This window comes from Herpetosiphon gulosus, assembly GCF_039545135.1.
GTDB lineage: Bacteria > Chloroflexota > Chloroflexia > Chloroflexales > Herpetosiphonaceae > Herpetosiphon > Herpetosiphon gulosus.
On sequence record NZ_BAABRU010000004.1, the window covers coordinates 255,140 to 268,505 of the forward strand.

General features: G+C 53.8%; 13 protein-coding genes. 1 reads left to right on the forward strand and 12 read right to left on the reverse strand.

The features are described from left to right. Positions 1–99: 99 nt before the first annotated feature. Positions 100–2,133, forward strand: coding sequence for a hypothetical protein (locus tag ABEB26_RS06935; RefSeq protein WP_345721243.1), 2,034 nt, complete (start codon positions 100–102; stop codon positions 2,131–2,133). 223 nt (positions 2,134–2,356) lie between these two features. Here ABEB26_RS06935 and ABEB26_RS06940 read toward each other — a convergent pair whose 3' ends face one another. The 12 genes from ABEB26_RS06940 to ABEB26_RS06995 are packed head-to-tail and all read right to left on the reverse strand — an operon-like array spanning position 2,357 to position 13,345. Further along, positions 2,357–4,129 (reverse strand): hypothetical protein, encoded by a 1,773-nt coding sequence (locus ABEB26_RS06940; protein WP_345721244.1) that lies wholly within the window; start codon positions 4,127–4,129, stop codon positions 2,357–2,359. An 8-nt stretch (positions 4,130–4,137) separates the two neighbouring features. Next, complete coding sequence (locus ABEB26_RS06945) at positions 4,138–5,508, reverse strand: hypothetical protein (RefSeq protein ID WP_345721245.1); 1,371 nt, start codon at positions 5,506–5,508, stop codon at positions 4,138–4,140. 4 nt (positions 5,509–5,512) lie between these two features. Further along, a complete protein-coding gene (locus tag ABEB26_RS06950) occupies positions 5,513–8,881 on the reverse strand; it encodes a coiled-coil domain-containing protein (protein WP_345721246.1) in 3,369 nt (1,122 codons plus the stop codon). Beyond that, on the reverse strand, positions 8,862–9,005 hold the full coding sequence (locus tag ABEB26_RS06955) for a hypothetical protein (RefSeq protein WP_345721247.1): 144 nt from the start codon (positions 9,003–9,005) through the stop codon (positions 8,862–8,864). Before ABEB26_RS06955 ends, ABEB26_RS06950 begins: the two co-directional genes overlap by 20 nt. A 41-nt stretch (positions 9,006–9,046) precedes the next feature. Next, positions 9,047–9,430, reverse strand: coding sequence for a hypothetical protein (locus tag ABEB26_RS06960; protein ID WP_345721248.1), 384 nt, complete (start codon positions 9,428–9,430; stop codon positions 9,047–9,049). A 46-nt stretch (positions 9,431–9,476) separates the two neighbouring features. After that, a complete protein-coding gene (locus ABEB26_RS06965; RefSeq protein WP_345721249.1) occupies positions 9,477–10,493 on the reverse strand; it encodes a hypothetical protein in 1,017 nt (338 codons plus the stop codon). Next, positions 10,490–10,804 (reverse strand): hypothetical protein, encoded by a 315-nt coding sequence (locus ABEB26_RS06970; RefSeq protein ID WP_345721250.1) that lies wholly within the window; start codon positions 10,802–10,804, stop codon positions 10,490–10,492. The genes ABEB26_RS06965 and ABEB26_RS06970 overlap by 4 nt, the downstream gene beginning before the upstream one ends. Next, positions 10,801–11,250: a hypothetical protein gene (locus tag ABEB26_RS06975; protein WP_345721251.1), complete on the reverse strand. Its 450-nt coding sequence runs from the start codon at positions 11,248–11,250 to the stop codon at positions 10,801–10,803. The genes ABEB26_RS06970 and ABEB26_RS06975 overlap by 4 nt, the downstream gene beginning before the upstream one ends. Beyond that, positions 11,247–11,720 carry a hypothetical protein gene (locus tag ABEB26_RS06980; protein ID WP_345721252.1) on the reverse strand — a complete coding sequence of 158 codons (474 nt, stop codon included), beginning with the start codon at positions 11,718–11,720 and terminating at the stop codon, positions 11,247–11,249. The genes ABEB26_RS06975 and ABEB26_RS06980 overlap by 4 nt, the downstream gene beginning before the upstream one ends. Then, positions 11,708–12,295, reverse strand: coding sequence for a hypothetical protein (locus ABEB26_RS06985; RefSeq protein ID WP_345721253.1), 588 nt, complete (start codon positions 12,293–12,295; stop codon positions 11,708–11,710). Before ABEB26_RS06985 ends, ABEB26_RS06980 begins: the two co-directional genes overlap by 13 nt. A gap of 6 nt (positions 12,296–12,301) precedes the next feature. Further along, positions 12,302–12,457 (reverse strand): DUF7302 family protein, encoded by a 156-nt coding sequence (locus ABEB26_RS06990; RefSeq protein WP_345721254.1) that lies wholly within the window; start codon positions 12,455–12,457, stop codon positions 12,302–12,304. A gap of 36 nt (positions 12,458–12,493) precedes the next feature. Further along, the gene (locus ABEB26_RS06995) at positions 12,494–13,345 is read right to left on the reverse strand and encodes a phage major capsid protein (protein ID WP_345721255.1); all 852 of its coding nucleotides are present in this window, start codon (positions 13,343–13,345) and stop codon (positions 12,494–12,496) included. Between the last annotated feature and the right edge of the window lie 21 nt (positions 13,346–13,366).

Consider the following 13,366-nt stretch of genomic DNA (forward strand, 5'->3'; position numbering starts at 1 on the left):
CTAGTTGGCTTGACATACCTGATAGGATATAGCAACTAGAATTACACCTTAATCTTATAAAAACATCATAACATTTCTATGCACTTGAAGGAGTTACCTATGATCTCAGATGTAGAGAAAAAACGTTCTATTTTACTTACGACAAAACTAAGGTTTTCTCCAGAAATTCAACCTTTAAAACAGACTGTTATTAATAATATTATTTTACAAATAATTTATACAAATTCATCATTAAATAGGTGGAGGATAGAAACTATTAATGAAAAAATCTATTCTCAGATTGGACATCAGATTAATAATGATGATTTAAACTTATCTTTAAAAAGTCTTATTTCTCAAGAAATGATTGAGGAACTAAATAATGGAGGGCATAAAACATATAAACTATCTGATATAGGAAAAAAGTTAATAGATAAGCATCAAATTGAGGCAGAGAATAGGTTGGATAGGGTTCTACATGAACTTTTTTCGAATTCAGAAATACACTCATCTTTATATACCGATCCTTTCCTTGATGTTATATCAAGAATATTTTCAAAAATAGGTGAAGATAATGCTCGTTTAATAAAAGGAGATTTATCTAATGAAGATTTATTGAATTATATATCATTACCAGATATAATAAAGGGGGTAGTTTTTAAATCTTCAAATATTAATTATGCTGTATTTGAATCTGGAATAAATAATTTTTTTAGAAAAAATGACCCTGATTTTGATATTATTAAATGGAATATGGCTCAGAATTATTATATAACAAAATCTTTAGGAATTGATCCTTCTGGATCAATCCTTTCTAAAGAATTATATGAAAATGCTGTTTTCTATCTTGATACTAATATAATTATTACAGCATTAGAAGAAAATCACGAGTATCATCATAGTTTTTTATTTTTTATTGAAATGTGTAGTAAATTGAATATATCAATCAATATTTGTCAAATATCACTAGATGAAATGAATGAATGGTTATCATATCAGAGAGAGATAATAGAAAAAACTATAAGCAATATACCTGATGGACTGTCAAGTAAAATCAATTCACTGATATATGATATATATCTTAAGAAAGTAGAATTACATAATTATGAAAATATAGATGATTTATTTACTAGTTTTTCTAATGCATCAAATAAGTTAGAGTCTGAATTTGAAATAAAATTATTTCATAATGATTGGTTTTCTAATAATAATGATAAACCGGAAGTGAATAATTTTGCTGAAAAGATTAGAGATAGATATTTTAAAACTCGTAATAGAAAAAAATCTCGTAGAGCACCAAAACATGATGCTTTATTATTAATGTGGATAGAAAAAGAACGGAGAGAAAAATCTTTAAACACATGGCTAATTACAGCTGATTCTTCTTTACCAGGTATAGTACCTAATAGATCAATAGATTCTTCTTTAGCTATTACTATGGATGCAATTATCCAATGGATATCTCCTGTAAATATTTCCAATGAAGATGAATTTAGTTCTATATTCTCAGAAATGATAAAATTAAGACTATTTCCTCAGAATAAAATATTTATGCTAGAAGATTTTCTTATTTTTCATGAAATGAATATTTCATGCAAAGAGTTACCTATTGAAGATGTAGAACAATGCATTAGATATATTAAGAGGAATATTCCAAATATGGATATATCTAAATCATCTGATAGAGAAAGATTACACTATGAGATGAGTAGATTTTTTAAAGATCCAAGTCGAAAATATCAAGAAGAGTTATCAAAGCTCGAAAGAGAGAAATCAGAAATGAGTATGAATTTTGAAAGAGAGAAATCAGAAATGAGTATGAATTTTGAAAGAGAGAAATTAGAAATAAATAATTCTATTTCTGATTTTAGAGAAAAACTATCTAATATGGAAAGTGAAATAAATATAAATAAAATAAAAAGTATAGTAAATAAAAAAATGTTCAGAAGTGTGTTGCTACTTTTTATAGTAATTTCTATAACAGTCTACATTGCCGAAGGAAACACCTTCTACGAAAAGATTAGTGGGTGGTGGCAAGTGTATACTTTTATCTTTGGAGTATGGATTTTTCTTGTTTCTATTTGGATAGGGAAAGAAGGACTTAGAACGCTTGGATGGCCATTTACCAAAATTTTTGGAATAGAAGATAAATAATTTAGTGAATTATTTATCTTCTATTCCAAGCCCTTGATAATTACAGTGATCAAGGGCTTCCTTAACTATATGTAGGTTCTATTTGATCATTCAAGATATCGCATACCGTCGCAAAACCTCATTGATATGCTGATTGGGACGGTATTCTTGGTCATTTTCTCATGTACATTATGGTATTTGTGCCTTCCCAAGTCCCAAGGGAGGCTTAAGGATTTATCAGTATCTAAATCAATGAGTGACTATTTGCCATTACCATCTCCAATAACGGCAGCGGCTCCTCGGGCACGAGCTGCACTGCTGCCAGATTGAAGCCATCCACTTGGACTTCGGCCAAGACAAAGCCATTCAGGCGATTGGCCACCGCGCTACTGGTGGGCAGCACATCGCGGAACAGCAGCATGTCCCCCGGTCGCGCTTCCGTCGCTGGATAGACCATGCCATCCACGGTCTCCAGTACCGCACATGTCAGGCTGGCCGCAGCTTCGCCTTTGGCCGCGTCACTCAGAAACACACTGGTTCGTTGCGTGGCCACGGCGAGCGTCCCGCCGTCAACGGGCAGCGCCGTGCGCCGAACCAATCCGCTATTGGCCAGCGCTTGGGCATCGGTTTGGATGGGCGTGCGCTGGCGTTGGCCCTGCTCATCCTCATAGACCCCATAGCCACTCGTCCAGCGTCCATCGCTATTGCCGCCTTGGGTATAGCTGCATTGCTCGGTACTGACATACCACACCCGCCCCGACTGGCGCGGACGCACGAACAGCACGCCATCCTCATCAACACCCCAGACCCATGGACGGTTGCTGGTATCCCCCAGCTGCACCTGCTCGCTCAGGATGGTGGCCCACGGCTGATCGTCCGCTGCAAGATTCGCAATATCGACGAGCGGACTTTGCACTTTGCCATCGCTGTTGAAGACTGCCCATGGATTGACCGCCAATACCTCACTCAAGGCATACTTGGCCACTTGATCGAGTGTCACGGTTGGCGTGGTGACGGCTTTGACCCGCACGTTAGTGATCACCAACTCAATATCGCCATCATTGCCATCCCACAGCGGCTCCACCAGATCGCTGCCAAGGTGGGCATTGCGAAACACGGCGGTAAAGGTCGTCGCGGTCGTGGCCGTCACGACGACTTCCTCCGGCTCCGCGCCGCCAATCGCCAGCTTGGCATTGGCCGCAATCCCCGCCATCGTGCCGGGTGTAACCATGCGGGTTCCTGCCGTGATCGTTGCGGTATGCAGATTCGTGGCCGCACGGGTACAAAACAAATTGAAGCCCAAACGCGAACAGCCCACACCGCTCAGGAAGCTCAATGTGCCGCTTTGGGTGGTGATTCCGGTCGCGCCCGTACCAATGCCATCAAGCGTCCAGAGCGAGGAGAGAAAGGTCGTGCCATCGTAGCGGCTGAGGCTGGCTCGCCATCCGGCGGGTGCTTTCAGGCTGTAGGTCGCCTCGATCGTTTGCCACTGGACACTGGCCGCAGCGGGCTGCGCAATCGAGAGCATGCCAATGCTGCTGGTGGTAAAGCCATTGCCGCCCGATGGGGCAATCCGCAAGCGCCGCTCGGTCTCGAAGCTAAAGCGTTCGGGCGTGCGACTGGGAATCAGGTCGCTAGGAACGTCCTGCCAATCGCCATAGCGCGTGCTGCTCCACCAGCCCGTGTGCGGAATATCTTCGAGCGCTTTGACGAGGCCCAAGGCGAGGATCTGGATCGAAACGGCTCCATCAGCGGTACGGGTAATCGTCACATCGTCACCAGCGGCGCGGCCCCACCAGATGCGCTTCGAGCAGCGATTGAAGACTTTGACATAGACAAAGGGCAAGGTTTTGAACCAATAGGCTTCCGGCATGGTGCAGGGAATGGTGATACTGAGATCACCACAGCCCTGCTCGGTATAGCGCCACGTGGCGGCGGTCACCCGATCGGAGACATCCAGCATTTGGCTGCTCGTCAGATCCTGTATCAGAATCTGGAATTGAGGATCAAGCATCATCGCCTCGCTTACTCTGGCATCCGGTAGGCCCGATAACGGTCAAGGGTCAGCACATAGTTGGTCACCGCGCTGGCCGCATCGACAATCCGCCAGTTGGTGCTATAGGTTCCGACATAGACGGCATCAAGATTGGCATCGGCTCCCGCAGTGGTTTGGGCCGGAACCTGTACGGGTAAGCGACCTCGCGCACCAACAAACTTGCCCGTAATCGCCACCCGTGGCCGATAGGTCGGTTGGAAGTCCAAGACAAAGCCAGTCGGGCTGCTATTGAGGGTGAAGGGTTCAAGGATGCGCACGCCATGCTCAGGGCGGGTCGTATCGACGAGGTAGCTGGTTTCAATATCGACGGTCGCAGCGGCACTGGCGGTCACCCGATAACGCAAGCGGGTGCTGACGCTATTGATCGCAATCTCGCGGAAGATCACGATTTGCGGGTTGGTCGTGCTGCCACCACTCACCACCTCTTCGGGTGAAACGAGGCTTTGACCATTCTCCAGATTGTCGAGGATGGCCGCAATCCGCACACTCACGCCAGCGGTACGCACGGCAATCTTGGTCACCACCGTTTGCCGCCCACTGACGCTAAAGCCGCCCGTATGCTGCGGGGTCGTGCTCGATACGCCAGCGCTCAGGGTTCCCCGCAAGACGAAGGTATCGCGAGCTTTTTGGGCGGACTGGTTATTATTGACCCACGTCGCGTCATTCGTCCAGCTATTGCCCGCCACCACCTGAATCCCACCTTGCTTGCTCACCAACAGCGCCGAGAGCGGCATGTTCAGAAAGCCACTGCTGGTTGGGGGATAGTTGCCTGCCATGGTTACGCGAGCGGGCGAGGCAATCCCATGCAGGGTTGCGCCAAAGTTCAGGTTCATTACACTGCCATTGGCCACACTGGCCGAGGTGACCCGATCATAATCACTGACCTCGCTCGGCAACCACCAGCCGCCCGACTGAAAACTAATCGCGACCCCGTTAATCCCGGGCGGAATCGCTTGCAAATCGGTATCAATCAGTCCAGCAGGCACATCGGGCACGGTCGCATCGAGCAGACTCCGTACAAGCGGCGTGCTGCGATTACTGCCAAAGGGCTGAAACAGCACCCGTGGCCGCAAGCTGTCATACTGCTCAGGAGCCGTGCGGTAATAGGTGGCAGCGGTCAGAATCCGCCCCAGTTTTTGCAGCCGACTCATGGCATCGGCAGCCGTCGTGCCCACAATGTTAATCAGCCACTGGGTTTCCACCGGACGATCATCGTGGGTGCTGGGAATCGCTCCCCCACCCAAGACAAAGGTCGCATCGGCTCCCGCGCTGGGGTCGCCAATCGTAAAAGTATCGGTTCCGGCAATCAACGAACAGGTGCGTTGGGTCGTTGGCATCATATCCTCACTTTCGGGGACTCGCTAAACGCTGCCGGACCTGGCTTTGTTGGCCCAACCCTTGGTTGTTTTGGGCCAGAATCCGGCGTAAGAGCGCTTCTATTTGGGCGAGGGTCAAGCCGCCTGCCTGAATGGCCACGTTGGTTGGCCCAGCTGCGGCAGCGGTCGGGGGATAGTCACGCGGCGCAGGCTGCACGAGCGGCGTAGGCGTGACAGTGGGCAGGCGATCGGCACGCGACCGATTGACCCGTTCGGTTTCACTCAGTTTGAGCAGATAGTCAATCCCGCCCGCTTTGCGAATGCCATCGGAGCGGGTCGGATCAACAATAATTTCGCGGGCATGGGCTTGCACTACCATATCGCGGGTCAACCCCATGTCACCCGTGCCTAGGGCATAGCTGGCTTCTACTTTATTGTGGATGGTGAAATCTGCATCCTCACCAGGCGCGGCAGTATTCGTGGGTGCTTGGCCAACGGCGCGGGAAGCATTGCTCGCAGCGCTGGCCACGAGGCCATAGAGCGCGATCGTGGCATCAGCCCACGTTTGGTGCGCCTGTAATTGCTCGGTTTGCTTATCGAGAATCCCGCGCATGGTGTCAGCAAAGTCATCGCGCAGCTTGGCCTGTGCCTCGGTATAGTCGGCGTTCTCGCTGGCCAAGGCTTCATCGCGTTCGGCTTTCAGGCTATCATTGGCGGTTTCTAAGTCGCTCAGGCGTTTCGCCGCAAGGTCATCCTTAATCTGATCGGCTTTGGCTAACAGTCGCAACTGCTCTTCCAGATCCGCGCGATCGGCAGCGGTCAAGTCGGCGGTCTCATCGGCCAACTGTTGGCGCAGCTGGCGCATGCGATCAGTGCGTTGCTGATCGGCTTCAATTTCTTCTTCGGCGGCTTTGAGATAGGCATCGGCCTCTTTGGCGCGACCTGCTTGGGCCATCACTTGGGCTTTATCCCATGCCTCGGTTTGCTTGCGCAGCGCCTCAGCCCGATCATCTTTGTGCATGCTGGCCACGGATTCGAGGAAATCGGCTTGATCGGCAAACTTCTGGCGATTGAAAGACTGCTCCGCCGCCAAGGCTTTCCGGTGATAGTCATCCTCGATCTTGCGCACCGTGGCATAGTGATCCCAGGTCAGTCGTTCGGCCTTCTCCTGAAAGTCCTCCTTGGCTTTGGCAATCTTGGCTTCGGTCTGCTCGGCCTGTTTGATCCGCTGCTCGGCTTCGCGTTGGCTGGCAGATTGGCCACGACTGCCACTCCCACCACCACCACTTCGGCGGGTCGGGGTGCGAGCCGTGCGCACCCGTTCGGCATTCCGGCGATTAAAGTCTCCCGCTTGGCGTTCGGCCTCGCGTTGCCGCGCCGCTGCGCCTGCTGGATTGACCAAATCTTGCGAGCGATCCACGACTGCATCTTTGTATTGCCGCTGATCACGCGGGTCAATGCCCTCGGCACGGAGATCATTGCGTGATGCCGTGGTATTGCGTGGCAGCTGCGAGGCCCCTTCCATCAAGGCTTTATAGGCCAGCGCATCGCCTGCGGTTTGGGCGGCAGCGGCGAGATCGTAGAGGCTGCTGGTTTCGGCGGCTAATGCCCCAATATGATCATCGGCAGCCAGTCGCGCGTTTTGGGTCAAGAGTGCAAGGGTTTCTTGCTCCATGCTGGCTTCGATCGTGGCATCGATTTTGGCGTACAGGCTGTCGGTATGGGCATCGACCGCTGCGGTAAAGTCATCGGTGCTGACCGTGGCTTCGCGGGTGGCACTGGCGACGAGCAGGGTCGCCCCTTCCAAGCGGGTCAGTTCGATTTCATCTTGGATGACTTGCTGCTCAATTGTATCGAGCGCCTGCTGGTAGAGGGTCGCATCAATCGATCCGGCACTGAAGGCAAAGGTGGTGGCTTCGACCGCCCCGCGTGCCCGTTCGCTTTTGTCGGACAAGGTATCAGCACGTATCGCTAGCTCCGCAATCGCGGTACTGGAGAGTCCGGCGGCCTCGGCTTTGCGCACAAAGGAATCGCGCAACCCCCGCACCCGATCCATCGCCGCCTGCGCATCCATGCCTGTTTTGACCAAGGCTTCGGCCAGATGATACTGTCGCTCGGTGACCATCCCCTCGGTCGCATCAAGGTCGGTCAAGATTTGGCGATAGGTGGTAAAACTCTTGCCGGATTGAATCGCGCGGTAATCGACCTCATCCAAGCGCTGCGCAAGGGTGAAATTTTGACTGGTCAGCCGATCGAGCACATCAATGCCTTCGGCAAAGAAGCCCACAATATCGCCAGCAAGGACTTTCAGGCTGTTGCCAAAGTTTTGCAGATGCGCTTCGGCACGGGCGATTTTGGCAGCATTCGAATCGACATCCACGCCCACATCGTTGATCATCTGCTGACCACTCTGCATCACTGCCTGTTGGAAGGCCAACGCCTTCTCTTGATCGGTCAGGGCCATCACGGTTTTGCCCAGTGACGCGGCATACTCCTGATTGGCTTTGGCCACATCGACCGTGATCCCAAGGTTGTCGATGATCATCTTCGAGTTTCGCGCGAGACCTGTGACGAGCGAATCAAACATGAAGTTGATATCTTCGCCCGTGGCTTTGGACGCGGCCCGCGCAATCTCTAAGAGTTTCGGCACATCCTTGGCCAAGCGATCGCCAGCCAGCAACACCGCCTTATTGGCCCCAATCATCAGATTGGTTTCGCTGATTGTCCCGGCACTGGCCTGTTTCAGCGCTGCCAGATAGGCGGTGCTCGATGTGCCGGATTTGCGGGCAAGGTTGTCGAAGGCTTCCTCAACCCCTTCGATCGCCGCTCCTTCTTTCCCCCACTGCACCACCTTGCGCACCGCCTCTACCCCGACATAGGCTTTGGCCACGCCCATCAAGCCATCAGTGAGGCCACCAAGCGAGCCTTTTGCATCGGTCATGGCGGTGTCGTCGCGGCGCATGGCATCGGCGGCGCTCAGCGTGCGCTGCTCCAGCTGGCGCATACTGACACTGGCCTTCTCGATGCTGATCACCTTGCGTTCAATCGCATCACTCGTGGATCGCGCTTGCTGCTGCAATTTGTCGAGTGAGCGCTCCAACATGGCGATGGTCGTCGCGTTGCTATCGGCTTTGGCCCGTTCCTGCTCCAGTGCGCGGCTGGTTGCCTCAATCGTGCTTTCGAGTTTGGCCTGCTTGCCCGTGAGGTCGGTCACCGACTTGGCCACGAGGTCTTGGGATTGTCCCGCCAAACGATATTTATCGGCCAGCGTTTGCACGGTCGCGGCGGCGCGGGTCGATTGCTCGTTCAGGGACGCAAGCTGGCCACCAGCAGCGGCAAGTTTGCTGGTGGCCTCATCGCGGAGGGAGAGAATCAGTTCAAGCGTTTCTTCCGCCACGGCCCTGCTCCTCGGCCTGCCAGTCGCTTTCCGCATTGGCACGCGCGATTAATTCATCAATAAAGCCAGCGGGTTGCTGGCGAATTTGCTCATACGTCCAGCCAAAGCGCATGGCTAAGGCCACCTCAGCATCGTAGTCACCGATCCGCGTGGCCGCTGCGCCACTTAGCTGGGCGTACCATCCCCAGTAGAGCTGCTCGGCGTGGCTGAAGCTGTGCTGCTGGTATCGTCCGTTAATGGTGCGGCCTTTGGGTAGATCACCGCCTCGGCATGGGCCACGGCCCGTTGCACCAGCGGATCACGCGCATCGAGCGCTGCAATGCTGGTGGGCGTGAGTGGCATGGCATCAAACGATGGGCCTGACCACTCCTCGATTGTGGCTTCGAGCATCAGCAACTGGCGGCGATAGGTCGTAACATACTCACCCTCGATCTGCATCAAGGCATCGGCATAATCGGCACGTTGGCCATAGGTCAAGCCCGTGCGCATCGTAATCGTGTCTTCAGCATCGGTCAGGTCAACGGTCGTGGTTGGGGTAAAACGGCTCATACAGACATCCTTTCAAGGCGAGAGACTTCGACACCGGAATCGGTGCTTACACGGTGGCTTTGGTGTTTTGGCACGCGATGCGTAGATCACTGCCAATCGTTGGTTCATAGGCGTGGTCGAGGGTTAGTTTGATCGTGCGAGCGTGCTTCTGTGCGCCCCACGTCATCGCTTTGAGCACCCCATAGCCATCGACTTCGAGATAGCGATAGGTTGGATTCGCCGCCACGGTCTCGATAAACGAGCCGTTATGGCGCACGCGCACCTTACAGCGCACGCCGTTACGCCAGCGGTCGTAATCGGTCAGGTCATCAAAGTAGAGCGTCAGGATGGTTTGCGGCGATGTCACCCCCACATTGACCCGATTCCACGTGCGGTTGCCACTGGGGCCACTGGCCGACTTATCGGGTTCCAGCCCTGGTTGAAACGTGTGCTCGACCTGAATCACGCGGAAGGTTGCGGGAGTCGTGCCAATCGCATCGCTGCCTTGGTCAATCCAGCACTCTAAGTCACTGGGAATCACCAGATCACCAGCGGTTTGGACAGGCAGCGCAGGCGTGGTGACGGCTTCCATAAATTGGGCAAAGCCATCCAAATCGAGCTTGGTGGCCGCATTGCCCACGACATTGCTGGTCAGTTTGAGGTTGTTCAGTCCGCCAAAGGCGGCGCGAAAGGTTTGCACATTGGGATCGCCAAACCAGAGCGTCGCAAATTTGGTATTGGCACTGGTCATCACGCGGGTCGCTTCCCACAACCGCCCGAGCGTTGCCCCCGCCGGAGTCGTTGGCGTGGTGAGCGCTCCGTTGTGCATCATCTGGAGCAGAAACGGCATGAGATCGAGATCAAGGCCGCCACTGGCTTTCCACTTGGATTGGCGATTGACCACCGCCGAGCGGTAGATCTTGGCCAACGTGCCGCGCGATTCTTCTGGCTCGTCGTGGGCAATCTCGGGATCAACTTGGCCTTTGGCGGTGACATAGTGGGTTGGGGCACTGGCAGGCGTGCCCGCCGTAGCTTCCCGTGCCATCGCAAAATATTCGAAGGCAATTTGTTGGGCAATGGTCATGCAGCACCTCCTCGGCGGCGCACGTTCGTGGCCGTCGGCGTTGGCTCCGGTTCAATCGGTAGTTCTGGCTCAGGGTCAGCGGGTGGCTCAGGGTCGGGTTCACTCGGAATGTCAGGCTCGGGTTCGGGTTCCGGCAAGCGTTCCGCCAGATAGGCGACACCCGCAGGCGTTGGTTGGTACATGGCCGCTGCGGCCACACTGCGCAGCTGCCAATCGGCCATGTGTTCGCAGTGGGCTGCGGTTAAATCGGCCAACGGAATGCCCGGCAAAAAGCCGTCATCGGGCGTGGCCGCGTAGGTAAAATAGATCATTGCAGGGTAATCCTTGTATACAGATCGAGCGCTCGATACAGGTTCTTGCCGCCAATCGCCACCCACACCGCTTCGGCGCGTTCGACCGTCGCAATCCCCCGCCGCAGGGCGATCCAGTTGCCTAAGCGTCGCCCTTCTGAGGAACCGTTGATCGTGGCAGGCAGGTCAAAGACATAGGGCATCACGGCGGCTTCACAGCGATCGCTGCCTGCATCGGCCACTACGAGGCGCGAGAGAATCACCACCTCGCTGATCGCCACAGGCGTACTGGGGGCATAGGTGACGTGCTCGAGCAAACTGTAGAGCGTTGGGCACTGGCTGATCGTCTTGGGTTCCTCGGTTAGCAACGCGACATTCTGGCCGCTGGCATTCAGGCGTACCAAGCTCGGCAGCAGGGCAAAGCGTTGGTGCAGCTGGTCAATGATGACCTGATAGGTGATGGTCATGGGCGACCTCGCAATTCGCTCATTAAGTCGGCAGCGGCCAGCTTCAGCAGCAAGGACAGACTGGGCCGCGCGTCGGTCAGGCCGCGCCGCATGAATGGGTTAGCGCGTGTGCCCGGGTGGCGAACCATGCGCGTGCGCACCCAGCGGCCACCAATCTGGAAAGCCAGCAGCGCCGCACCGCCGCCGATCGTGCGAGCCGCTTCGCGCGAGGTGAATTTGGGCAGAATCACATGCGGCTTTGTGCCCGCGTGGACGAACACGGCATAGGGCGTGCGGTTGTAAATCCGGCCTTTGGCCCCCGTGGTCAGGATTTCGTGGCGGGTATTGGCCTTAAGATGGCCATCTTTGATCGGGGTGGCCTGTTCGATCGCGCTTTTGACCGTGAGCACCACCCGTTGCAGCACCTCAGCCCGCCATGGGGCAGGCACACCGCGTTGGAGCGCCATCGCCACGGTTCTTAGGCTCGCCATGGCGCAACCACACTTTCCAGAATCGCCAGTTGCTGCTTGGTTAGGCCTGCCACCACCCGCGTCATACCCTGCCCATGCACCCCAACGCTATCGATCATGCCGCCCGTGGTGCGCGAGCGATAGAGATTAATCGTCAGCTGGAGCGCCACATCGACGACCGCAGGCGGCACGGCCCCATAGCCCCAGATCGCCGTAATCCGATAGAGCGCATGATCCGTCCAGCTCGTGGCCCAATAGCCATCCCACACCGCGTCCGCATGCAGCACCCCACGTGCATCTTCGAGCCATGCATCAGCGGCGAGTGGTTGCCATGCGCTATGCAGCCGTTGCTCAATCAGGCTAATACTGCCAATCACATGCGCGTCGAGCGTCAAGGTCGGCAGCGGCAACCCCGTGACCACGCGCATCGTGGCCACCGGATTGGGCACAAACTCAAAGGTCGGATCGTGCAGCAGCGCCCGTAAGGCCGAGCGCACAATATCCGAGGCCCGCACCACATAGGGTTCAATGAGGGCGGGATCGGCGGGGATATCCTCAGACTGGGCTTGGACTTCGGCAACGCTCACATACAGCATGGCGACTTATCCTTCCTTGGCGGGGGCTTTCTTGACTGGCTTTGCGTCAGCCTCATCCAGCGGCGCATCGACGACGCGATAGGCCGGATCAGCGGCGAGACGATCAGCCAGCTCGCCATCGACTTCCCATGTCACACCCGTTTCGGTATTTAAGACCCACATACAGCGCTCCTTTTGCTCGGCAATCGCCCATCTGTTCTAACTCCGATTCGCGGTCATCACGGCGAAGGCGGTAGGCCGCACAACCTTCGCCCCATAGACATGCAAGCCCTTCACGGCATCGGCAAAGCGCTTTTCCGGGCGATAGCCTTCGACCTTGACGATTTGCTCGGCAAACGAGATCGCCATGGGGTGACCCGCCATAATCTTGTATTTGGCTCCCGCCACGTTGGGCACACTATTCGACTTCAACACGCTAAACCCTGCTGCTGTGCCAATCTGGCCATTGCGCAGCACCTGATCGCTGCTCGCCGAGCCAACGCCGACGAAGCGATCATCTTTGAGCAACAAGCCGTGAAACCATGGCGGCACGATCGTCCAGCGCCCTTCGGATGGCACATTGGCCTCATCGAGCAGCGTGCCCAAATCGACCAAGTAATCGTAGGCATTGGCACTGGTGGGGGTCACGGGCGTGGTGTCATTGCCAATCACATTGCCAGCAGCCACCCCCGTATACAGCGAGGCGATAAAGCCATCACTGACATCGCGCAGGCCATAGCTGGCTTCTTTCATGGCTTCATCCATCACGCTGGGCTTTTGTTGGGCACGGTCGATATCATCGACTTGGAAGTTGAAGTATTTGGCTTGGTTGATCAACAAGGTCATTTGGGCATCGGTCAAGGTTTCGGGGTCACCAATGTTGGTATTCTTGGTGTAATTGCCAATCGTGACTGGGCCAATGCTGTTAATCTTGACGGTATCGCCCGCATCGCGAATCTCGCCCTCATACTCACGATTGACCACGCCTGCTTGCCCATACACATGGGCACGATGCAGATTCGAGAGAATCCGCGCACTCCAGACGACAGGAATGAAATTGTTCAGCGCCATACCGGTTCCTTTCTGGCACGT